Raw genomic sequence first — 22,365 nt, 5'->3', positions numbered from 1 at the left:
CACGGGTGGCCCGTCGGTCAGTCCTGCTTCCGGACCACGGCCGGGTCCATCCACATGATCTCCCAGGTGTGGCCGTCGAGGTCGTCGAAGGCGCGGCCGTACATGACGCCGTGGTCCTGGGCCGGACGGGGTTCGGTGGCGCCGGCCGCCAGGGCCCCGTCCACCAGCTCGTCGACGGCGGTGCGGCTCTCGGCGCTCAGACACAGGAGGACCTCGGACGTCTTCGTGGCGTCGGCGATCTCCTTGTGGGTGAAGTCCTTGTAGCGGGCCTCGGTCAGAAGCATCGCGACGATGGTGTCGCTGATGACCATCGAAGCGCAGTTCTCGTCGGTGAACTGGGCGTTGAAGGAGTAGCCCAGCTTGCCCCAGAAGGCCTTGCTGGCGTCCAGGTCCTTGACGGGCAGGTTGACGAAGATCATGGTCGCGGACATCGAGGTCCCTCTCTCCTGCTGTTCGGTGCTGGTGCTCGGTCGGTGTTTTCGAGAGGTAGACCGCGGGGCCGCGCGAAACTCATCGCTGCTCGCGCCTTTTTCTGAGATTTCTTTCCGAACGGGCGAACCTCCAGGTCAGGCCGCTGAGCGGAGCTCGAGTGCCGCGAGGGGGACGAAGCCTGTGGTGCCTTCGCCGCGCAGGTCGGCGTCCGGTCCGGCGAGGCGCCGGTGGAGGGTCAGCGCGATCCGCTCGCCCTGGGCCTTGGCCCGTTCGGCGTTCGGCCCGCTGTGCAGCCCGTCGATCGTCGCGTGCCACAGCTGCACCCAGCGGCCGAAGTCGGCGGCGGTCAGTGCGCGCACCGAGTGCAGCGCGGCGTGCGGGGCGAAGGCGTTGCGCCGGTACGGGGCGGTGCGGAACAGGGCCCGCTCCCAGAAGTCGGCGATCCGGGGCAGGTGGACGTCCAGGTCCGTGCCAGCGACGCGGGTGAAGAACGGACCGATCCCCGGATCGGCGAAGGCGGCCGTGTAGAAGCGGCGCAGCACGACCTCGAGGTCGGCCCGGCCCGAGATGTCGGCGGCGGAGCGGTTCATGCCTCCACGGTCCTCCTCCGCCCGGCGCCTTCCCAGGGCCCAAGGTCCCGCCATCGGCCCATTCTCGCCACGGCGCGCGGACACCTCCTAAACCCCGGCGGCCGAGACAGGCCGGAACTCATCGGTGCGATGCGCCGGGCGGGCGGCGGCGCGGGCGCCGGCCGTCCGGAGTCTTCGCGGACGCGGCGCTGTGCGAACGCCGCCCGCCGTGGGCGGACCCGGCCCGCGGCAATCCGGCCGCGACGACGCCGGCGAGGTCCGCGAGGCCCTCGGCAAAGAATGCGCGGGCGTCCCGGAAATCCCCGCCGAAGGATTGAACGCCGACCGGTCGCTCGGGCGTAATGAGGATTTGGCGCCACGTCAACTGGCGTCTCCTATGTTCCTCGACGCGTGCGACCCCGCGTCCGACCGGCCGCGGGGCCTTCCTCCCACAGGAGTGACCGTGGAACGTCGTACCTTCCTGCGCGGCGCAGTGATCGGTTCGTCGGCCGCCGCCTTCGGCGGCACGTTGATGCACGGGGCGGCCTACGCGGCTCCCGCCCAGCCGGGGGCGGGTCCCTACGGGGCTCTCGGCGCCGCCGACGCCAACGGCATCATGCTCCCGAGCGGTTTCACCAGCCGGGTCATCGCCCGCTCGGGCCAGACCGTCAGCGGTACCTCGTACACCTGGCACAGCGCCCCCGACGGCGGTGCCTGTTACGCCGACGGCTCGGGCTGGATCTACGTGTCCAACTCGGAGATCAACCCCTCCGGCGGTGCGAGCGCGGTGAAGTTCAACTCCTCGGGCACCGTCACCGGGGCCTACCGGATCCTGTCGAACACCCGGCAGAACTGCGCGGGCGGCAAGACCCCGTGGAACACCTGGCTGTCCTGCGAGGAGGTCGACCGCGGCTTCGTCTACGAGGCCGACCCGTACGGCGTGAACGCGGCGGTCCAGCGCCCGGCGATGGGCCGCTTCAAGCACGAGGCCGCCGCCGCCGACCCGGTCCGGCAGGTGATCTACCTGACGGAGGACGAGTCGAGCGGCTGCTTCTACCGCTTCATCCCCACGACCTGGGGCAACCTGTCCTCCGGCACCCTTCAGGTCCTCAAGGCCGGAACGTCCACCTCCGGCTCCTTCACCTGGCAGAACGTCCCCGACCCGGACGGCTCCCCGACGGCGACCCGCAGCCAGGTCTCCGGCTCCAAGAAGTTCAACGGCGGCGAGGGCTGCCACTACGCCAACGACACCGTCTGGTTCACCACCAAGGGCGACAACCGGGTCTGGCAGCTCAACCTCACGAACAACACCTACGAGCTGGCCTACGACGACTCGCTCGTGCCCGGCGGCGCGGCCCCTCTGACGGGTGTCGACAACGTCACCGGCTCCTCGTACGGCGACCTGTACGTCGCGGAGGACGGCAGCAACATGGAGATCTGTGTGATCACCCCGGACGACGTGGTGGCGCCCTTCCTGCGGATCACCGGGCAGTCCTCCTCGGAGATCACCGGCCCGGCCTTCTCGCCCGCCGGGAACCGGCTCTACTTCTCCAGCCAGCGCGGTACGAGCGGCAGCTCCTCCGGCGGCATCACCTACGAGGTGACGGGCCCGTTCCGCACCTGACGGACGTTTCCCGGCGGCCCCGGCCCCGGCCCCCGGCCCCGGGCCGGGCCGAGCCGGGGCCGCCCGCGTCTCAGGAGGCCACGGCCCCGCCCTTGAGCAGCGCGGCCCCCAGCGGGGTCACGGTGTGCAGGACCGCGTTGCCGCGGCGCAGGGTGGTGACCAGGCCCGCCTCGCGCATCACGCAGGCGTGCTGGCTCGCGGAAGCCAGCGAGACCCCGGCCCGGCGGGCCAGTTCGCTGGTGGTCGCACCGTCCCCTATGGCCCGCAGGACGACCGAGCGGGTGTGCCCGACGAGCTTGCCCAAAGTGCGCTGGCGCTGCTCCTCCATGGGCCGGGCGGCCTCGCCGCTGCCCGGCGCGGAGGCCAGCTGCGCGGCGGCCGGGTAGACCAGCACGGGCGGCAGCTCGGGGTCGTGCAGGGTCACCGCGGTGCGCCGGCAGAAGAAGGACGGCTGGAGCAGCAGCCCGCGGCCCCGCAGCCGCACGTCGCGGTCCACGGGGTAGTCGCACTCCAGCACCGGGGCCCGCCAGCGCAGCATGGGCGGCAGCGAGGCCAGCAGCTCGTCGGCGCCGCCGTCGAGCAACGCGCGGCCGCGTGCTGCCCGTTCGGCTTCTATCTGGGCCTGTATGTGGGTCCAGTACGGCTCCACGGCGGCCCGGTGGTACGCGCGCAGCTCGCCCATCAGCCTGGGGAGCTGCTGGGTGCCGGCCTCCATGAAGTCCCGCAGCCGCGGTGGCACGGGCGCGCCGGCGCCCAGCAGCTGGAGCTCGCGGCGCATGCGCTCGGGACGGATCCCGCGCAGCGCGTCGAGGCCCACGTCCCACCCGTACTGCCCCTCCACAGGGGTCAAAAAATCGGGGAAATAACCGCGACTCGGTATGAGCATACCGAGCGTGCGTGTTTCACTATTCAACCTGCTCCGGGTTTCCGTACGCCATTCACCGAACAACCGGGCATCGCGCCGGTCTCTTAAGCGGTGAAAGCTGAGAATCGTTTCCCACAACGCATCGGGACGCCCTGCCATCCGTACGCGTGCCAGGTCCACTCCAGTGAAATGGATACGCAGCACCGAACCCCCACCTGTGCAACCGCAATCCCCCCGCCCCATGAGTATGCACGCAGTCACACGTGGTCACCACGCCCTTTCGGCCACAGTTGAAACCCCTTTCGGCAGGGGCGTGACAACCGAAATCCTGTACTCCGCCGGGCACACTCCGGTGCGACCGAAACGCTCCGCGAAGGCCGTGGGGGGCTTTGCGGGGCCTGGCGGTCGGTCGCACTGGGAAGCGCCGACGTGCCCGGCAGAATGACAGCGGCGGTGGACGGGTGGGGATCCGTCCACCGCCTGCTGGCGTAAAGACTTGTTGAACAGAGAAATTGAGGCGCGCCCGCCCCCGGGCAGTCAGGGAACCCGGGGACAGGCGCGGTCTGTGGGGCCCCTGTGCGGGGCCGGCGGGTCAGCGGCTGTCGCTGCCCTTCGCCTCGGCGGCCGCACGACCGGCCTCCAGGCGCGCCACCGGAATCCGGAAGGGCGAGCAGGAGACGTAGTCGAGGCCGACCTCGTGGAAGAAGTGGACGGACTCGGGGTCGCCGCCGTGTTCGCCGCAGACGCCGAGCTTGAGGTCGGGACGGGTGGCCCGGCCCTGCTCGACCGCGTGGCGCACGAGGGAGCCGACGCCGTCCTTGTCGATGGTCTCGAAGGGCGAGACCCCGAAGATGCCCTTCTCCAGGTACGCGGTGAAGAAGCTGGCCTCGACGTCGTCGCGGGAGAAGCCCCACACCGTCTGGGTCAGGTCGTTCGTACCGAAGGAGAAGAACTGCGCCGCCTCGGCGATCTGGGCGGCCGTCAGGGCGGCGCGGGGCAACTCGATCATGGTGCCGATGGAGAGCTTGAGGGTGGTGCCGGTGGCGGCCTCGACCTCGGCGATGACCGAGTCGGCCTCCTCGCGGACGATCTCCAGCTCCTGGACGGTGCCCACGAGCGGGATCATGATCTCTACCCGGGGGTCGCCCTTGGCGTTCTTGCGCTCGGCCGCGGCCTCGGCGATCGCCCGGACCTGCATCGCGAACAGGCCGGGGATGACCAGGCCCAGGCGGACACCGCGCAGACCCAGCATCGGGTTCTGCTCGTGCAGCTTGTGGACGGCCTGGAGCAGGCGCAGGTCGTTCTCGTTGGCGTCCTTGCGGGACTCGGCGAGGGCGACGCGCACCGACAGCTCGGTGATGTCGGGCAGGAACTCGTGCAGCGGCGGGTCGAGCAGGCGGACGGTGACGGGCAGGCCGTCCATCGCCTCGAACAGCTCGATGAAGTCCTTCTTCTGCAGCGGCAGCAGGGCACTGAGTGCCTGGTCGCGCTCGTCGTCGGTGTCGGCGAGGATCAGGCGCTCGACCATCTCGCGGCGCTCACCGAGGAACATGTGCTCGGTGCGGCACAGGCCGATGCCCTGGGCGCCGAAGCGGCGGGCGCGCAGCGCGTCCTCGGCGTTGTCGGCGTTGGCGCGCACCCGCAGGCGGCGGACGCGGTCCGCGTAGGCCATGATCCGGTGCACGGCGGCGACGAGCTCGTCGGCGTCGTCGGCGCCGGCGTGCATGCGGCCCTCGAAGTACTCCACGACCGGGGACGGTACGACGGGTACCTCGCCGAGGTAGACCTTGCCGGTGGAGCCGTCGATGGAGACGACGTCGCCCTCTTCGATGACCGTGTCGCCGACCGTCATGCGGCGGCGCTTGGTGTCGACGTCGAGCTCCTCGGCGCCGCAGACACAGGTCTTGCCCATGCCGCGTGCGACGACGGCCGCGTGGGAGGTCTTGCCGCCGCGGGAGGTCAGGATGCCTTCGGAGGCGATCATGCCGTCCAGGTCGTCGGGGTTGGTCTCGCGGCGGATCAGGATGACCTTCTCGCCGGACCGGGACCACTTGACGGCCGTGTAGGAGTCGAAGACGGCCTTGCCGACCGCCGCGCCCGGGGAGGCGGCGATGCCGCGGCCGAGCAGGGTGGTCTTGGCACCCTCGTCGAAGCGCGGGAACATCAGCTGCGCGAGCTGGTGGCCGCTGACGCGCTGGAGCGCCTCGGCCTCGTCGATCAGGCCCTGGTCCACGAGCTGGGTGGCGATGCGGAAGGCGGCGCCGGCGGTGCGCTTGCCGACACGGGTCTGGAGCATCCACAGCTGGCCGCGCTCGATGGTGAACTCGATGTCGCAGAGGTCCTTGTAGTGGGTCTCCAGCGTCGTCATGATCGTCATGAGCTGGTCGTACGAGGCCTTGTCGATGGCCTCCAGGTCCGCGAGCGGCACGGTGTTGCGGATGCCCGCGACGACGTCCTCGCCCTGGGCGTTCTGGAGGTAGTCGCCGTAGACGCCCGCGTGGCCGCTGGCGGGGTCGCGGGTGAAGGCGACGCCGGTGCCGGAGTCGGGGCCCAGGTTGCCGAAGACCATGGAGCAGACGTTGACCGCGGTGCCCAGGTCGCTCGGGATGCGCTCCTGGCGGCGGTACAGCTTGGCACGGTCGGTGTTCCACGAGTTGAAGACGGCCTCCACGGCGAGGTCCATCTGCTCGCGGGCGTCCTGCGGGAACTCGCGGCCGGCCTCCTTCGCCACGATCTTCTTGAAGACCTTGACGAGCTTCTTCAGGTCGGCGGCGTCGAGGTCGGTGTCGACGGTGACCTTCTTGGCGGCCTTGGCCTCGTCGAGGGCGTCCTCGAAGAGTTCGCCCTCGACGCCGAGGACGGTCTTGCCGAACATCTGGATCAGGCGGCGGTACGAGTCCCACGCGAAGCGCTCGTCACCGGCCTGGGAGGCGAGGCCGGTGACCGACTCGTCGGAGAGGCCGATGTTCAGGACGGTGTCCATCATGCCGGGCATCGAGAACTTGGCGCCGGAACGCACGGAGACCAGCAGCGGGTCGTCCGACTGCCCGAGCTTCTTGCCCATCTTCGACTCGAGGGCGGCAAGGTGGGCGCTGACCTCGTCGCGCAGCGCGGCCGGGGCCGAGCCGCTCTCGAGGTAGACCTTGCAGGCCTCGGTGGTGATGGTGAAGCCGGGAGGGACCGGCAGACCCAGGTTGGTCATCTCGGCGAGGTTGGCGCCCTTGCCGCCGAGAAGGTCCTTGAGGTCGCGGTTGCCCTCGGTGAAGTCGTAGACGAACTTCTGATCTTTGTTTTCCGACACGGGTCTCGACTCCTCGAGGCTCGGTGGCTGCCCTGACGGCCAGGAACATACCCAGATCGAAGGCTTCTGGGTACGTCCACTTGGCCGTCATACGGCTGTAACCACCCGTGCGCCAGCAGATCGAAAGTAACTCAGGGGTAACCAGAAAGGGCGAAGAGCGTTCAGGTCCCGAAGGATGAGGGGGCTCCTGAGGCTTGTTCACGCTCGGATGAGCGATCATCGATACATTTGCGTTCAAGTCTTGAATGCACAAAGGGTGGCACCCAGTGCCACCCTTTGAAAGTCTTACCCGTGACTTACCTGCTCATCTGAGCGAAACCTCTCCCATGCGTGGCGTATATCACGCACCACGGAGGGCGATTTGTCAGCCTCCGGAGGTGTCCAGTTCCGCGTCCTCGCTCACACCCGCGCAGTCGTACGGGTCCTTCAGCCAGCCGTCCGGCAGGACAACTCGGTTGTTTCCGGACGTCCGGCCGCGCGGACCATCGGCGCTCTCCGGCCATGCTTGATCCAGATCAAGCTCGCTCAGATGAGCATCCAGCTCGGCCAGCGAAGAGGTCACCGCGAGCTTCTTGCGCATCTCGGAGCCGACCGAGAAACCCTTCAGGTACCAGGCGACGTGCTTACGGAAGTCGATCACGCCGCGCGTCTCGTCGCCGATCCACTCCCCCAGCAGCCGGGCGTGCCGGTGCATGGTTTGCGCGACCTCGCGCAGGCTGGGCCTGTGGAAGTCCTCGGGACGTCCCTCGAAGGCCGCCACCAGGTCGTTGAACAGCCACGGGCGGCCGAGGCAGCCGCGTCCCACGACCACGCCGTCGCAGCCGGTCTCGCGGACCATGCGCAGCGCGTCCTCGGCGCACCAGATGTCGCCGTTGCCGAGTACCGGTATCTCCGGCACGTGCTCCTTGAGCCGCGCGATGGCGTCCCAGTCGGCGGTACCGCCGTAGTGCTGCGCGGTGGTCCGCCCGTGCAGGGCGATGGCGGTGACCCCCTCTTCGACGGCGATCCGGCCGGCGTCGAGGTAGGTGAGGTGGTCGTCGTCGATGCCCTTGCGCATCTTCATCGTCACCGGCAGGTCACCGGCGCCGGCGACCGCCTCGCGCAGGATCGCGCGCAGCAGGTTGCGCTTGTACGGCAGCGCCGAGCCGCCACCCTTGCGGGTGACCTTGGGAACCGGGCAGCCGAAGTTGAGGTCGATGTGGTCGGCGCGGTCCTCCTCGACGATCATGCGGACGGCCTTGCCCACCGTCACCGGGTCGACCCCGTACAGCTGAATCGACCGGGGCTTCTCGGTCTCGTCGAAGTGGATCAGCTGCATGGTCTTCTCGTTGCGCTCGACCAGGGCGCGGGTCGTGATCATCTCGCTCACGAACAGCCCCTTGCCGTCCGAGAACTCCCGGCAGAGGGTACGGAACGGGGCATTGGTGATGCCGGCCATGGGCGCGAGCACCACGGGGGGCTGCACGGTGTGCGGGCCGATCGCGAGAGGCGGGGGGAGCGTGGTCATCCGCCCATTGTCCCGCATGCCGAGGGGGTCGTGCGGACGTAGCATCGGCGCATGATCGAGCCGAGTCACCGGCAGCGCATGATCGTCCTGTCGATCTGCTGCATGAGCCTGCTCATCGTCAGCCTCGACAACACCGTGCTCAACGTCGCTCTCCCGTCGATGCGCCGCGAGCTCGACGCCTCGGTCGCGGGGCTCCAGTGGACCATCGACGCGTACACGCTCGTCCTGGCCTCGCTGCTGATGCTCGCGGGATCCACGGCCGACCGGATCGGCCGCCGCAAGGTGTTCGTCGCCGGTCTGCTGACCTTCGGTCTGGGCTCCCTGCTCTGCTCGCTCGCGCCGAGCCTCGACTGGCTCATCGTCTTCCGGATGGTGCAGGCGGTCGGCGGCGCGATGCTCAACCCGGTCGCGATGTCGATCATCACCAACACCTTCACGGATCCGGCCGAACGGGCCCGGGCCATCGGCGTGTGGGGCGCGGTCGGCGGCATCTCCATGGCGGCGGGCCCGCTGATCGGCGGGGTGCTGGTGGACTCGGTGGGCTGGCGCTCGATCTTCCTGATCAACGTGCCGATCGGCCTGGCGGCACTCGCGCTGACCCTGCGCCACGTCCCGGAGTCCCGGGCGGCCCGTCCGCGCCGCCCGGACCCGCTGGGTCAGGTGCTGGTCATCGCGCTGCTCGGCAGCCTGACGTACGGGATCATCGAGGCGCCCGCCGCCGGCTGGCGCTCCCCGTTGATCATGGGCTGCGCGGTGGTGGCCGTCGCCTCCTTCGCCGGACTGCTGATGCACGAACCCAGGTGCGCGGAGCCGTTGATCGACCTCCGGTTCTTCCGGAGCGCGCCGTTCAGCGGTTCGACGGTCATCGCGATCAGTGCCTTCGCCGGGCTGGCCGGATTCCTCTTCCTGAACACCCTCTACCTCCAGGACGTGCGGGGGCTCAGCGCCCTGCACGCCGGGCTGTACATGCTGCCGATGGCCGGGCTGACGGTGCTGTTCGCGCCGCTGGCGGGGCGGCTGGTGGGCAGCCGGGGGCCGCGGATCTGCCTGCTGATCGCAGGGGTGGCGATGGCTGCGAGCGGGCTGCTGTTCGCCCTGTTCGAGGCGGAGACGTCCAACCCGCTCCTGTTCACCGGGTACGTGCTGTTCGGGCTCGGCTTCGGCATGGTGAACGCGCCGATCACCAACACGGCCGTCTCCGGGATGCCGCGCTCCCAGGCGGGTGTCGCGGCCGCCATCGCCTCCACCAGCCGGCAGACCGGGGGCACTCTGGGCGTCGCCGTCATCGGCTCGGTCCTGGCGGCCGGGCTGGCACGCGGCGCCGACTTCTCCGGCGCGGCCCAGCCGGCCTGGTGGATCATCACGCTGTGCGGGCTGCTCGTCCTGGTCGTGGGAGCGGCGACGAGCGGCAGCTGGGCCCGCGGAACGGCGGAACGCACGGCCCGCAGGCTGGAGGCGTCCAGCGGGCCCGCCGCGGCCGTGGGGTCTCCGCGCACCTAGGCCGTCGGAACGGGCGGGGCGCCGGCGGAGGGGCCGCTACTCGCCGCAGTCGAAGTCCTCGGCCGAGGTGTTGACCCGGTCGAGGAGAGCACGCAGGTGGTCGCGCTCCGGGGCCGACAGGCTCGCGAACATGCCGTCCTCGACCTCGTCGAGGGCGGCGTTCGTCTTCGCCAGGGCGGCTTGCCCGGCGGGGGTGATGCCCACGTTGTGCCGTCGCCGGTCGGCGGGGTCGCGGCGGCGTTCGGCGAGCCCTTCGCCCTCGAGGTCGTTCAGGACCCCGACGAGCACGCTCGGGTCGACCTCCAGCCGGTCGGCGAGCGCCCGCTGGCTGATGGGTCCGCCCTCCAGGTGCATCAGCGTCATCGCGTGTCGCGGGGTCAGCCCGGCCGCGCCGAGGGCGTACTTCATGCGGGTCTGGGTGACCGCTCCGTGCCAGGCCAGCAGCAGGCCCAGTCGCTGCGGAGGGTGCGAGCGGTCCTGGTCTGCCGTCATGGTCCACATCGTAGCGCCTGAGAAATGATTGCGGTGAACATATCGTTGATGCTATTCAATGATCTGACATCACCGATCGTTGGAGCTCTTCATGTTCATCGCCTACGCCGTCGTCGGCGGCCTGCTCGCCCTCGTCCTGACCGCCTCCGCCACCTTCACCCTGCAGCGCAACGACCAGATCGTCGCCAGCATGCAGAAGGTCCGGGTCCCCGACTCCTGGCTGCCGCGACTGGCCGCCCTCAAGGCCGCCGGCGCGATCGGCCTGACAGCGGGCCTGTGGATCACTCCACTCGGCGTGGCTGCCGCGATCGGCGTGACGCTCTATTTCGTCGGCGCGGTCGTCAGCCACCTACGGGTCAAGGACTACGAGCTCGCACCTGCGGCCGTTCTCGCACTGGTCGCGGCGGCGGCACTGGCCCTGCGCATCCTCGCCTGACCACGACGGGTGACAGATATTGAAATCTGTCACCCGTCATGCCATTCTCGTTGCATGACGAAGAACGAGAGCACCGACACGACCGCCACCGCCACTCATCGCCGCCTCGGCAGCACCGGGCCCTCCGTCTTCCCGCTCGGCCTGGGCTGTATGGGAATGTCAGCCCTCTACGGGGAGGCCGACCGCTCCGAGTCCCTCGCGACCGTCCACGCGTACCTGGACTCCGTCCCCGAGGGCGCGCACCCGCTGCTCGACACCGGCGACTTCTACGGCATGGGCCACAACGAGCTACTGATCAACGAAGCACTGCGCACGGCTCCCGCCGCGGCCCGCGACCGGGCGCTGACCAGCGTCAAGTTCGGCGCGCTGCGCACGGTCGAGGGCGGCTTCGCCGGCTACGACGGCCGCCCCGAAGCCGTCAGGAACTTCCTCGCCTACTCCCTCCAGCGGCTCGGCCGGGACCACATCGACGTCTACCGGATCGCCCGTGTGGACCCGGACGTGCCGATCGAGGAGACAGTCGGGGCCATCGCCGAAGCGGTCCAGGCCGGGCACGTGCGCCACATAGGCCTCTCGGAGGTCGGCGCCGACACCCTGCGCCGGGCCGCCGCGGTGGCCCCGATCTCCGACCTGCAGATCGAGTACTCACTGATCTCCCGCGGGATCGAGGAGGAGATCCTGCCGACCGCCCGCGAGCTCGGCATCGGCATCACGGCGTACGGGGTGCTGTCCCGCGGCCTGATCAGCGGCCACTTCACGCGTGACCGCGCGCTGGCCCCGGACGACTTCCGCGGGATGAGCCCCCGATTCCAGGGCGAGAACCTCGACCGGAACCTGGACCTCGTCGAGGCCCTGCGCAAGGTCGCCGACGACAAGGGCGTGAGCGTCGCCCAGACCGCCATCGCCTGGGTGCTCTCGCGCGGTGAGGACATCGTGCCGCTGGTGGGCGCCCGGCGCCGGGACCGCCTCTCCGAGGCACTGGGTGCCATGGACATCACCCTCGGCCCGGCGGACCTGGCCGCCATCGAGGAGGCCGTGCCGGCCGGTGCGGCGTCGGGCGACCGGTATCCGGCGGCGCAGATGGCCCACCTCGACAGCGAGCACTGAGCTGGCGGTACGGTCGTACCCATGCCACCCGCTGCTGCCGAGCCCCTCACCCCCGAGCGCATCCTCGAGACCACCGAGGAAGTGCTGCGCCGCTTCGGCCCCACCAAGGCGACCGTGGTGGACGTGGCGCGCGCCCTGGGCGTCAGCCACGGCAGCGTCTACCGGCACTTCCCGTCGAAGGCCGCGCTGCGCGAGGCGGTCACGGACCGCTGGCTCGCCAAGAGCGTCGTGATGCTGGAGCAGATCGCCTCGGCTCCCGCCGAGAGCGCGCCCTCCAAGCTGGAGGCCTGGCTGGAGGCACTGTTCGAGGCCAAGCGCCACAAGGCCGGCGACGATCCCGAACTGTTCGCGACGTACACGGTGCTCCTCGCCGAGAACAGCGGGACGGTGGAGCAGCATCTGACCGAGCTGATCGACCAGTTGGCCCGGATCATCGCCCAGGGAGTGGCCGACGGTTCCCTCGCGGCAGCCGACGTACCGGCCGCGGCCCGTGCGGTCTTCGACGCCACCGGCCGGTTCCACGACCCGCAGTACGCGGCGGAGTGGTTCTCACCCACCATCGTCGCGGAGTTCGAGGCGGTCACCGCCCTGGTGATCCGCGGTCTGCGCGCCTGACGCACACCCGCTCGGCCCGACGGGCTGCCCGGCACGGCTGCGTGATCATGCCGCGTCCGACAGCGCGGTCGGTCCCGCCCGGCACCACAAGCCCGACGAGTTCGCCGTCGTCACGGTCTTCCTGGTGGCCACCGCGGCGGTCTCGCTGATCGGCGCCCACTCGGCCCCTGCCGCTGCCCGCTGATCGCTGATCGCTGATCGCGGCTGCCGCCCGACCGGGCTGTCCGGCCGCTCTGCTCCGCCACACCGCTCGCGCCCCGGCCGCTGATGTACCGCTTCCGGCACGTTCGCCCCCGACGGCACCGCGGCGGGCACGCGGGCGATCAGCGTGCGGCGGAAGGCCTGTGGGCAGTACGAGGGCGACCTGCGCGGGGGCTGGTGTACCGCGCCGAGGCGGCGGTGCGGGTCGCCCTGGCCTGGTGGTGGACACCGACACGATGGTCATGGCCGGCCGCCCGGGCATGACGTAGGCGGTCCTCGGCCGCCCGGGCATGGGACCCGCGGTGCACGGCGAGCGCTCGCAGGCGAGGGCGAGAGGCGGGTCGCCGAGCCGCGGCGGAAACCGGGGCCTCGGCGTCCCAACCGCGGCCGTCGTCTGCGGCGCTCGTCAGCAGCCGAGCAGGCGGCTGCCGAGGTAGGTCTGGATCTGGTCCAGGGAGACGCGCTCCTGCTTCATGGTGTCGCGCTCGCGCACGGTCACCGCGTTGTCGTCCAGGGTGTCGAAGTCGACGGTGACGCAGAACGGCGTGCCGATCTCGTCCTGGCGGCGGTAGCGGCGGCCGATGGCGCCGGCGTCGTCGAACTCGATGTTCCAGAACTTGCGCAGGTCGGCGGCGAGGCCCTTGGCCTTCGGCGACAGCTGCGCGTTGCGGGACAGCGGCAGGACGGCGACCTTGATCGGGGCCAGGCGCGGGTCGAGGCGCATCACGGTGCGCTTCTCCATGACGCCCTTGGCGTTGGGGGCCTCGTCCTCGTTGTACGCGTCGAGCATGAAGGCGAGCATGGCGCGGTTCACACCGGCCGCCGGCTCGATGACGTACGGGGTGTAGTGCTCCTTGGACTCCTGGTCGAAGTAGCGGAGGTCCTGGCCGGAGGCCGCGGAGTGCGCCTTGAGGTCGTAGTCGGTGCGGTTGGCGACGCCCTCGAGCTCCGAGAACTCGCTACCGCCGAAGTTGAAGCGGTACTCGATGTCGGCGGTGCGCTTCGAGTAGTGCGACAGCTTCTCCTTCGGGTGCTCGTACCAGCGGATGTTCTCCTCGCGGATGCCGAGGTCGCGGTACCAGTTCCACCGCTCCTGCATCCAGTACTCCTGCCACTGCTCGTCCTCGCCCGGCTTGACGAAGAACTCCATCTCCATCTGCTCGAACTCGCGGGTGCGGAAGATGAAGTTGCCCGGCGTGATCTCGTTGCGGAAGGACTTGCCCATCTGCGCGATGCCGAAGGGCGGCTTCTTGCGCGAGGTGACCTGGACCTGGGCGAACTGCGTGAAGATGCCCTGGGCGGTCTCGGGGCGCAGGTACGCCTTGGAGCCGGTGTCCTGGGTCGGGCCGAGGTGGGTCTCCAGCATGCCGGAGAACTGCTTGGGCTCGGTGAACTGGCCCTTCACACCGCAGTTGGGGCAGTTGATGTCGGCCAGGCCGTTCGCGGGAAGGCGGCCGTGCTTGGCCTCGTACGCCTCTTCGAGGTGGTCGGCGCGGTGGCGCTTGTGGCAGGAGGTGCACTCGGTCAGCGGGTCCGAGAAAGTGGCGACGTGGCCGGAGGCCACCCAGACCTCGGGGGCCAGGATCACGGACGAGTCGAGACCGACGACGTCCTCGCGCCCGGTGACCATCGCCTTCCACCACTGGCGCTTGATGTTCTCCTTGAGCTCGACACCCAGCGGGCCGTAATCCCAGGCGGCCTTGGAGCCGCCGTAGATCTCACTGCACGGGAAAACGAAGCCACGGCGCTTGCTCAGGCTGACGATGGTGTCGATCTTGTCGGCGGCCACGGTGCTCTCTTCATTACGAGGACGAACGGCGAAGTCCTTAGATTACCGGCGCCCGCACCCCCCCTTTCAAATCGGTTCCCCTTCCAGGCCCGGCCACCTGTCCCTCCCACCTGGGTTTTTGACAACCGTTTCCATCTTTGATGAAAATGGATGTCATGAACGTACGACGCCTCATACCCACCGCCGCCCTCGCCGGCGCCGTCGCCCTCGGCGCCACGGCCCTGACCGCCTGCTCCGGAGCGGGCGCCGCCGGCAGCAAGGACGGCACGCTCGCCGTGACGGCGTCGTTCTACCCGCTCCAGTTCGTCGCCGAGCAGATCGGCGGGGAGCACGTGAAGGTCGACGGCCTGACCAAGCCCGGCGTCGAGCCGCACGACCTGGAGATCACCCCCAAGCAGACCGCGCAGCTCGGTGAGGCCGACGTGGTCCTCTACCTCAAGAACCTGCAGCCCGCCGTCGACAAGGCCGTCGCCCAGTCCGGCGTGAAGAACGTCGTCGACGCCGCCACCCTCACCGAGCTGGAGGCCCACGGGGCCGAGCCGGGCCACGGCGAGGAGGGCCACGCGCACCAGGAGGGCGACGAGCACTCCGGGGAGCACGCCGGGGAGCACGAGGGCCACGACCACGACGGTGGAAGCGGCACCGACCCCCACGTCTGGCTCGATCCGGTCAAGTACGCGGAGATCGCCAAGGGCGTCGGCGCCGCGCTGGAGAAGGCCGACCCCGGCCACGCGGCGGACTACAAGAAGAACACCGACGAACTGGTCGGCAAGCTGGGCGCGTTGGACACCGAATTCAAGGACGGCCTGAAGAACACCGCGTCCCGGACCTTCATCACCACCCACTCCGCCTTCGGCTACCTCGCCGAGCGCTACGGCCTCGACCAGGAGGGCATCGCCGGCGTCGACCCCGAGTCCGAGCCGAGCCCGGCCCGGATGAAGGATCTTCAGGCGGTCGCGAAGAAGGACAATGTCACCACCGTGTTCTTCGAGACGCTGGCCAGCGACAAGACGGCCAGGACCCTCGCGACGGACACCGGCCTGAAGACCGACGTCCTCGACCCGATCGAGGGCATCACCGACAAGTCCCAGGGCGCCGACTACTTCGAGGTCATGCGGTCCAACCTGAAGAACCTCCAGAAGGCACTCGGAGCCAAGTGATGACAGCAGCAACGGAGGCGCGAGCCATGCAGTCCCCGCCCCGGCCGGCCGACGACCGGCCCGTCATATCCCTGCGCGGGGCCAAGGCCTCGCTCGGCTCGCGCCCCGTGCTGCGCGGAATCGACCTCACGGTCCACCGCGGCGAGGTCGTCGCCCTGCTCGGAGCCAACGGCTCCGGCAAGTCCACGGCGGTTCGCGCCGTGGTCGGCCAGGTACCGCTGACCGACGGCTCCCTCAGCCTCTTCGGCGCCGACTTCAAGCGTTTCCGCGACTGGTCGCGCGTCGGGTACGTCCCGCAGCGCACCACCGCCGCCGGCGGCGTCCCGGCCACCGTCCGCGAGGTGGTCTCCTCCGGCCGGCTCGCCCGCACCCGCTTCGGGCTGCTGCGCAGGACCGACAAGGCCGCGATAGAGCAGGCCCTGGCCCTGGTCGGCATGGAGGCGCACGCCGACGTCTCGGTGGACGCCCTCTCCGGCGGGCAGCACCAGCGCGTCCTCATAGCCCGGGCACTCGCGGTGGAACCCGAACTGCTGATCATGGACGAGCCGATGGCAGGCGTGGACCTCGCCAACCAGGAGGTCCTGGCGAACGCCCTGCGCGCGCAGGTCGCGGCCGGCTCCACCGTCCTGCTCGTCCTGCACGAGCTGGGCCCGCTGGAGCCCCTGATCGACCGCGCCGTCGTCCTGCGCGACGGCTGTGTCGTCCACGACGGCCCGCCCCCGGAGGCCGTGGGCCAGCACGCCCTGCCCGGCCACGACCACGTACACCCCCACGCGGCGCACGACGCCGAGCCCCTGCGGACGGGACTGCTGAGCTGATGGACATCCTCGACTACGCCTTCATGCAGCGAGCGCTGATCGCGGCCGCCCTGGTCGGCATCACGGCCCCCGCCATCGGCACGTACCTCGTCCAGCGCCGTCAGGCGCTCATGGGCGACGGCCTCGGCCATGTCGCCATGACCGGTGTCGCCCTCGGCTTCGTGCTCCAGACCAGCCCGGTCTGGATGGCCACCCTCGTCGCCGTGGTCGGCGCCGTCGGCATGGAGCTGATCCGCGCCCGCGGCAGGACCAGCGGGGACGTCGCCCTCGCCATGCTCTTCTACGGCGGCCTCGCCGGCGGCGTCATGATCATCAACCTGGGCGGCGGGCAGACCGCCAGCCTCCTGGGCTCCATGTTCGGCTCGATCACCACGGTCGCCGCCGAGGACGTGACCGCGATGGCAATCCTCGCCGCCTTCGTCCTCGCCGTCGCCGTCGGCCTGCGCAGGCAGCTCTTCGCCGTGTGCCAGGACGAGGAGTTCGCCCGGGTGACCGGACTGCCGGTGCGCGCGCTGAACCTGTTGATCGCGGTCACCGCCGCGGTCACCGTCACCGTCGCCATGCGCATCGTCGGCCTGTTGCTGGTCAGCGCGATGCTGGTGATCCCGGTCGCCGCCGCCCAGCGGCTCACCCGCAGCTTCGCCACCACGCTGGGCCTGGCCATGGCCATCAGCGTGACCGTCTCCCTGACCGGCACGGCGGCCACCTACTACATCAACGTGCCCTCGGGTGCGACGATCGTGTTGCTCGCGATCGGCGTCTTCATGGTGCTGACCGCCCTCTCCTCTCCCCTGGCCCGCCGTCGGGCCAGGGCCGCGCTGGCGACCGAAGAGGTCTGCACGCGCGACGATGTGAAGGTCTAGCGGACTGGCACAATGGCCGCAGGCCTATACGAGGAGGAACCGGTGGCGACTGCGCCTGGCGAGATGAATACCGCGCCAGTACGAGGACGATCCACCCGCCAGCGGGCCGCAGTGGCGGCGGCGCTGGACGAGGTGGACGAGTTCCGCAGCGCCCAGGAACTCCACGACATGCTCAAGCACCGTGGCGACTCCGTGGGCCTGACCACCGTCTACCGCACCCTGCAGTCCCTGGCGGACGCGGGCGAGGTGGACGTCCTGCGCACCAGCGACGGCGAGTCCGTCTACCGCCGCTGCTCCACCGGCGATCACCATCACCACCTGGTCTGCCGCAAGTGCGGCAAGGCGGTCGAGGTGGAGGGCCCGGCCGTGGAGAAGTGGGCGGAGTCCATCGCCGCCGAACACGGCTACGTGAACGTCGCCCACACGGTGGAGATCTTCGGCACCTGCGCCGACTGCGCCAAGGGCTAGAGCCCGCAACGCAGCGAGGCGCGGTGCCGGATCCCGCGAGCCGGGCAGATCCGGAGGAGAGGTCCCGGGCCGGAACGTATCCGGGCCCGGGCCGACAGACGGGCCCGGGCCGACAGACGGGCCCGGGCCGACAGACGGGCCCGGGCCGACCCGTCGCGGGCCGACCTAGATCCGCTCCAGCTTTGCGTCCAGGAGCGCCCGCAGCACGTCCTGCTCCCCGGGGTCCGCGAGGCCGCGCTTGGGGAGCAGAGCCCCGCCGAGCACCCGCTTGTCGCCGGAGAAGGCCATGAAGGTCGCAGGGGTCTCCGCGTAGCACGACAGTGCGCTCCAGCGCAGGTGGACGGAGCCCTGGGCGGAATCGACGGTGACGCCCTCCCCGTCGACGACCGCCCGGCATTCCCCCGCCGCCGCCAGCAGCCCGCGGGTCGTACGGGCCATGATCCGGTGGCCGAACAGGACGAAGGCCCAGCCGAACAGGCCGACCACGGTCAGCGCCGCGGCCGATCCCGCCGATTCGCCGTCCCCCGCAACGAGCACGGCGGCGTACAACGGCCCCACCAGGCCGATGAGGACGACCGGCAGTCGCTGACGGCGCCCCGCCTTCGACCGACCGTGGGCCCGCAGGCCTTCCGCCATGTCGGCGACGGTCGGCGCGTAGTGGAGCTCGACCGCCCGTCCCGCCGATGCCGCCTCGTGTATCCGGTACAGCGGATCCCCGCCCGTGATGTCCATGAGCGGGGATCTTAGGTGAGGGTGTCAGCCGGCCGCGCCCGGGGCTTCGGGCTGGTTGGGGACCGCGCCGCCGAAGCGGCGGTCGCGCTGGGCGTACTCCAGGCACGCAGCCCAGAGGTTGCGCCGGTCGAAGTCGGGCCACAGCACGTCCTGGAAGACCATCTCGGCGTACGCGCTCTGCCAGAGCAGGTAGTTGGACGTGCGCTGCTCGCCGCTCGGGCGCAGGAACAGGTCCACGTCCGGCATGTCCGGGTAGTAGATGTACTTGGCGAAGGTCTTCTCGTTGACCTTCGACGGGTCCAGCTTGCCCGCGGCCACGTCGCGCGCGATGGCCTGCGCCGCGTCGGCGATCTCCGCGCGGCCGCCGTAGTTCACGCAGAAGTACAGGGTCATGGCGTCGTTGTCGACGGTCTGCTCCTGCGCGACCTGAAGCTCCTGGACGACCGACTTCCACATCTTCGGCATGCGGCCGACCCAGCGGATGCGGATGCCCAGCTCGTTCATCTCGTCGCGGCGGCGCCGGATGACGTCGCGGTTGAAGTTCATCAGGAAGCGGACCTCGTCGGGCGAGCGCTTCCAGTTCTCCGTCGAGAAGGCGTACAGGGAGAGGTTCTTGACGCCCATCTCCAGGCAGCCCTTGAGCACGTCGAGCACGACGCCCTCGCCGACCTTGTGCCCCTCGGTGCGCGGCAGACCGCGCTCCTTGGCCCAGCGGCCGTTGCCGTCCATGACGACCGCGACGTGGTTCGGGACCAGCTCGCCGGGGATCTTCGGCGGGACCGCACCGGAGGGGTGCGGCTCGGGAACCTTGTACTCCCGGCGAGAGCGTCCCAGAATCCCGCGTCGTGCCATGTGCCCAGCTCCTATTTCTCGACGTATCGCAGGGAGCGTAGCCCGCGCTCCAGATGCCAGTGCAAATAGGCGGAGACCAGCCCGCTGCCCTCCCGCACGTGACGCGCCTCACACGCGTCGGCATGCCCCCAGTCGCCCGTCAGCAGGGCGCTGAGCAGGGCGATGGCCTCCGACGAGGGTACGACGCTGCCGGGCACCCGGCAGTCCCCGCATATGACCCCGCCCGCGGCGACGGAGAAGTGCCGGTTGGGGCCGTGGATCCCGCACTTCGCGCAGTCCTCGAAGCTGGGCGCGTAACCGTTGACGGCGAGCGAGCGCAGCAGGAAGGCGTCCAGGATGAGGTTTGGTTCGTGTTCGCCGCGCGAGAGGGTGCGCAGGGCTCCCACCAGCAGCAGGTACTGCTGTACGGAGGGCTCGCCCTCGTTCTCGGTGAACCGCTCGGCGGTCTCCAGCATCGCGGTGCCGGCGGTGTAGCGGCCGTAGTCGGTGACGATCCCGTTGCCGTACGGGGCGATGATCTCGGTCTGGGTGCAGAGCGGGAGGCTGCGGCCGATCAGGTCGCTGCCGCGCGCGAAGAACTGGACGTCGGCATGGGAGAAAGGTTCCAGCCCGGCGCCGAACTTCGACTTGGTGCGGCGTACGCCGCGGGCGACGGCCCGCACCCTGCCGTGGCCGCGGGTCAGCAGCGTGATGATGCGGTCCGCCTCACCCAGCTTCTGGGTGCGCAGCACGATGCCGTCGTCGCGGAACAGACTCATGCGCTCATTGTCCCGCACCGGGGGCGGGACAATGGTGCCGGCCTTCTTCCGTCCTCCGGGCCGGGCCTACCGGAAAGGGGACCGTGAGCGGCTGCCGACAGGCGGCGCTGGCGGCCTATGCACAGTTGATCAAGGCGGACAGCGATGACCCCTCGCCCGGGCCGGGGTCCGGGCGAGGGGTCGGCACCCCTTGGGAGGATCAGGGAGCGGACGGGGACGGCGAGGGATCGGCGTCGTCCGCCTTCTCGGCTGCGGGGGCGGGGGCGGCGGCCTGGGCCGGCACCGCGGCGGGTGTCTCGGTGGCCGTGGCGCCGGTGCCGGGCGCCGTGTCGACCTCGGCCTCGGCGAGGGCCTGGGCTCCTGCCGCCGGGGCGTCGTGCGCGTTGTCCTTCGCCGGGCCGTTGAGGATGAGGTTGAGCACGATGGCGGCCGTGGCGCCGAGGGTGACGCCACTGTTGAGCAGCGAGGACAGGTCCGCGTCCATGTGCTTGGTGAAGAAGACCGGGACGGTCGCCGGGAGCAGGGCGAAGGCGAGGGAGACGCCGACGATCAGCGCGTTCTTCTCCTCCTTGAGGTCCACCTTCCCCAGGGTCTGGATACCGGCCAGGGCGACCATGGCGAACATGACGGTCGCGGCGCCGCCGAGGACTCCGTGCGGGACGGCGGCGACGATCGCGGCGGCCTTGGGCAGCAGACCGAGGACGATCATGAAGACACCCGCGGCGACGACCACGAACCTGCTCTTCACCTTCGTCATCCGCACCAGGCCGACGTTCTCGGCGAAGGCTACGTACGGGAAGGAGTTGAGGACGCCGCCGAGGGCGGTGGCGGCGCCGTCGGCACGCAGGGCGCGGGCCACGGTCTCGCTGTCGACCTCCTTGCCGACGATGTCGCCGACGGCGTAGGTGTCACCGGTCGTCTCGACCATGGTGATCAGCATGACGATGAGCATCAGGACGATCGGGAACCACTCGAACTTCGGGACGCCGAAGTGGAAGGGGGTGGTGATGCCGATCCAGTCGGACTTGCCCACGTCGCCGAACTTCGCGTCGCCGAGGAGGAAGGCGACCCCGGTGCCGACGACCAGTCCGAGGAGGATCGCGATGCTGGACAGGAAGGGCCTGCCGAGTTTCATCAGGATCAGGATGAAGAGCATCGTGCCGCCGGCGTAGGCGAAGTTCTTCGGCTCGCCGAAGTCGGGGCTGCCGAGGCCGCCGGCCGCGTCGTTGAGGCCGACCGGGATCAGGACGATGCCCAGGACGGTGATCACCGTGCCGGTGACGACGGGCGGGAAGAGCCGCATCACCATTCGGAATGCCTTGGCGGGCAGCCACGCGAAGGCGAAGGTGGCGATGCCGGCGGTGATGACCGCGCCGTAGATGACCAGCAGGGCGGCCGTTCCGCCGCCCGCGCCGAGGCCGATGGCGATCATCGGGGACACCGCGGTGAAGGTCACGCCCTGGATCAGCGGCAGTCGCGCGCCGATCCGGCCGATGCCCCAGGCCTGGAGGATCGACGCGATACCGCAGGTGAAGAGGTCTGCGTTGATCAGGTAGACCAGCTGCTCAGGGCTCAGCTTGAGTGCGCTGCCCACGATGATCGGGACGATCACCGCGCCGGCGTAGAAGGCGAGTACGTGCTGGAAGCCGTACAGCGCCAGCTTGGGAACGGGGAGCACCTCGTCGACCGGGTGCGTGCTCTGCTTTCCTTCGGTGGAAAGCCGGGCGGCGACACGTGCCATCTCAGCCTTGCCCTTCAAGGTAGGTAAGTGAGAGGAGATCTGGTTATCCCTGAGCGAAGTGGGTCGTTAACCCGTTGGTTCGCCAGGGTTTTCAGTACGTTCACGTGGGTCGAAGTCCCGCTGTGCGGGGCGGCGGCTTCTCGGCGTGTGACCGGAATTGAACGCCTGTGGGAGGCCTCACAGATATCGTCGACTTCTACAAACTGTTGACTCTGTTCGCCGTCAGATCTGTAGATTTCTCCAGTGGTGGAGGATTCGCCGCAGGGGTATGGGGCCAGGCCTTCCGGCCGGGTGCGTTCGGTCCACGCGAACGCGAAGCACACTGGCCCTGAGCTGCCACGACGCACTGTGCAGCGCTTCGGTGGCGCAAAAAGAAGGGCCCGTTCCGCCACCCTCGCAGGCAGCTCCGAACGGGCCCGGAGTCGTCGACTCCGCTGTTCACAAAGTGTTCACCAGGCGAGATTTCGGCCTCCGCGAGGCCGGATCGTTACGTCGGGACCGAGGCGTTCCGGACGGTTCCGGCCCCGCGAAGGCC

20 protein-coding genes are annotated in these 22,365 nt (G+C 69.9%); 9 read left to right on the top strand and 11 right to left on the bottom strand.

Annotated features, from left to right (window positions below):
• Window positions 1–17: 17 nt before the first annotated feature.
• Together ACZ6JS_RS05685 and ACZ6JS_RS05680 are read right to left on the bottom strand one after the other, a co-directional pair.
• Window positions 18–431 carry a VOC family protein gene (locus ACZ6JS_RS05685; RefSeq protein ID WP_469296003.1) on the bottom strand — a complete coding sequence of 138 codons (414 nt, stop codon included), beginning with the start codon at window positions 429–431 and terminating at the stop codon, window positions 18–20.
• Window positions 432–566: 135 nt separating this feature from the next.
• Window positions 567–1,022 (bottom strand): group III truncated hemoglobin, encoded by a 456-nt coding sequence (locus ACZ6JS_RS05680; protein ID WP_469296002.1) that lies wholly within the window; start codon window positions 1,020–1,022, stop codon window positions 567–569.
• A 442-nt stretch (window positions 1,023–1,464) separates the two neighbouring features.
• Here ACZ6JS_RS05680 and ACZ6JS_RS05675 point away from each other — a divergent pair, with 442 nt between their 5' ends.
• The gene (locus ACZ6JS_RS05675) at window positions 1,465–2,625 is read left to right on the top strand and encodes an alkaline phosphatase PhoX (RefSeq protein WP_469296000.1); all 1,161 of its coding nucleotides are present in this window, start codon (window positions 1,465–1,467) and stop codon (window positions 2,623–2,625) included.
• Window positions 2,626–2,695: 70 nt separating this feature from the next.
• Here ACZ6JS_RS05675 and ACZ6JS_RS05670 read toward each other — a convergent pair whose 3' ends face one another.
• The 3 genes from ACZ6JS_RS05670 to dusB form a co-directional block, all read right to left on the bottom strand.
• Window positions 2,696–3,694: an ArsR/SmtB family transcription factor gene (locus ACZ6JS_RS05670; protein WP_469295999.1), complete on the bottom strand. Its 999-nt coding sequence runs from the start codon at window positions 3,692–3,694 to the stop codon at window positions 2,696–2,698.
• 388 nt (window positions 3,695–4,082) lie between these two features.
• Window positions 4,083–6,791 (bottom strand): pyruvate, phosphate dikinase, encoded by a 2,709-nt coding sequence (gene ppdK, locus ACZ6JS_RS05665; RefSeq protein WP_469295998.1) that lies wholly within the window; start codon window positions 6,789–6,791, stop codon window positions 4,083–4,085.
• A 364-nt stretch (window positions 6,792–7,155) separates the two neighbouring features.
• Window positions 7,156–8,316 (bottom strand): tRNA dihydrouridine synthase DusB, encoded by a 1,161-nt coding sequence (gene dusB / locus ACZ6JS_RS05660; RefSeq protein ID WP_469296414.1) that lies wholly within the window; start codon window positions 8,314–8,316, stop codon window positions 7,156–7,158.
• A 33-nt stretch (window positions 8,317–8,349) separates the two neighbouring features.
• On the opposite strand from dusB, the gene ACZ6JS_RS05655 reads away from it, so the two are divergent.
• The gene (locus ACZ6JS_RS05655) at window positions 8,350–9,798 is read left to right on the top strand and encodes an MFS transporter (RefSeq protein ID WP_469295997.1); all 1,449 of its coding nucleotides are present in this window, start codon (window positions 8,350–8,352) and stop codon (window positions 9,796–9,798) included.
• A gap of 36 nt (window positions 9,799–9,834) precedes the next feature.
• Here ACZ6JS_RS05655 and ACZ6JS_RS05650 read toward each other — a convergent pair whose 3' ends face one another.
• Window positions 9,835–10,290, bottom strand: a complete 456-nt coding sequence (locus ACZ6JS_RS05650) for a MarR family winged helix-turn-helix transcriptional regulator (protein WP_469295995.1) — start codon at window positions 10,288–10,290, stop codon at window positions 9,835–9,837.
• 91 nt (window positions 10,291–10,381) lie between these two features.
• On the opposite strand from ACZ6JS_RS05650, the gene ACZ6JS_RS05645 reads away from it, so the two are divergent.
• Genes ACZ6JS_RS05645 through ACZ6JS_RS05635 form a run of 3 tightly spaced genes read left to right on the top strand, consistent with a single transcriptional unit; the run spans window position 10,382 to window position 12,448 of the window.
• On the top strand, window positions 10,382–10,726 hold the full coding sequence (locus tag ACZ6JS_RS05645) for a DoxX family protein (RefSeq protein ID WP_469295994.1): 345 nt from the start codon (window positions 10,382–10,384) through the stop codon (window positions 10,724–10,726).
• Window positions 10,727–10,780: 54 nt separating this feature from the next.
• On the top strand, window positions 10,781–11,833 hold the full coding sequence (locus ACZ6JS_RS05640; RefSeq protein ID WP_469295992.1) for an aldo/keto reductase: 1,053 nt from the start codon (window positions 10,781–10,783) through the stop codon (window positions 11,831–11,833).
• Between the two features lie 21 nt (window positions 11,834–11,854).
• Window positions 11,855–12,448: a TetR/AcrR family transcriptional regulator gene (locus tag ACZ6JS_RS05635; RefSeq protein WP_469295991.1), complete on the top strand. Its 594-nt coding sequence runs from the start codon at window positions 11,855–11,857 to the stop codon at window positions 12,446–12,448.
• A gap of 607 nt (window positions 12,449–13,055) precedes the next feature.
• Here the strand turns inward: ACZ6JS_RS05635 and ACZ6JS_RS05630 are convergent.
• Entirely contained in the window at window positions 13,056–14,438 is a 1,383-nt protein-coding gene (locus tag ACZ6JS_RS05630; protein ID WP_469295990.1) for a glycine--tRNA ligase, read from the bottom strand.
• Between the two features lie 155 nt (window positions 14,439–14,593).
• Here ACZ6JS_RS05630 and ACZ6JS_RS05625 point away from each other — a divergent pair, with 155 nt between their 5' ends.
• Genes ACZ6JS_RS05625 through ACZ6JS_RS05610 form a run of 4 tightly spaced genes read left to right on the top strand, consistent with a single transcriptional unit; the run spans window position 14,594 to window position 17,747 of the window.
• Entirely contained in the window at window positions 14,594–15,598 is a 1,005-nt protein-coding gene (locus ACZ6JS_RS05625; RefSeq protein WP_469295989.1) for a metal ABC transporter substrate-binding protein, read from the top strand.
• Window positions 15,598–16,416 (top strand): metal ABC transporter ATP-binding protein, encoded by an 819-nt coding sequence (locus ACZ6JS_RS05620; RefSeq protein WP_469295987.1) that lies wholly within the window; start codon window positions 15,598–15,600, stop codon window positions 16,414–16,416. The genes ACZ6JS_RS05625 and ACZ6JS_RS05620 overlap by 1 nt, the downstream gene beginning before the upstream one ends.
• Window positions 16,416–17,279 (top strand): metal ABC transporter permease, encoded by an 864-nt coding sequence (locus ACZ6JS_RS05615; protein ID WP_469295986.1) that lies wholly within the window; start codon window positions 16,416–16,418, stop codon window positions 17,277–17,279. Before ACZ6JS_RS05620 ends, ACZ6JS_RS05615 begins: the two co-directional genes overlap by 1 nt.
• 42 nt (window positions 17,280–17,321) lie before the next feature.
• Window positions 17,322–17,747, top strand: coding sequence for a Fur family transcriptional regulator (locus tag ACZ6JS_RS05610; protein ID WP_469295984.1), 426 nt, complete (start codon window positions 17,322–17,324; stop codon window positions 17,745–17,747).
• A 165-nt stretch (window positions 17,748–17,912) separates the two neighbouring features.
• Here the strand turns inward: ACZ6JS_RS05610 and ACZ6JS_RS05605 are convergent, their stop codons facing one another.
• The 4 genes from ACZ6JS_RS05605 to ACZ6JS_RS05590 all read right to left on the bottom strand — a co-directional run bounded on the left by ACZ6JS_RS05605 (window position 17,913) and on the right by ACZ6JS_RS05590 (window position 21,830).
• On the bottom strand, window positions 17,913–18,479 hold the full coding sequence (locus tag ACZ6JS_RS05605; protein ID WP_469295982.1) for a YcxB family protein: 567 nt from the start codon (window positions 18,477–18,479) through the stop codon (window positions 17,913–17,915).
• A gap of 24 nt (window positions 18,480–18,503) precedes the next feature.
• A complete protein-coding gene (locus ACZ6JS_RS05600; protein WP_469295980.1) occupies window positions 18,504–19,331 on the bottom strand; it encodes an isoprenyl transferase in 828 nt (275 codons plus the stop codon).
• 11 nt (window positions 19,332–19,342) lie between these two features.
• The gene (gene recO / locus ACZ6JS_RS05595) at window positions 19,343–20,089 is read right to left on the bottom strand and encodes a DNA repair protein RecO (protein WP_469295978.1); all 747 of its coding nucleotides are present in this window, start codon (window positions 20,087–20,089) and stop codon (window positions 19,343–19,345) included.
• A gap of 199 nt (window positions 20,090–20,288) precedes the next feature.
• Window positions 20,289–21,830: a nucleobase:cation symporter-2 family protein gene (locus ACZ6JS_RS05590; RefSeq protein ID WP_469295976.1), complete on the bottom strand. Its 1,542-nt coding sequence runs from the start codon at window positions 21,828–21,830 to the stop codon at window positions 20,289–20,291.
• Between the last annotated feature and the right edge of the window lie 535 nt (window positions 21,831–22,365).

The organism is Streptomyces sp. NPDC046349 (genome assembly GCF_055587885.1).
This window is presented reverse-complemented; position numbering and strand designations above follow the sequence as displayed.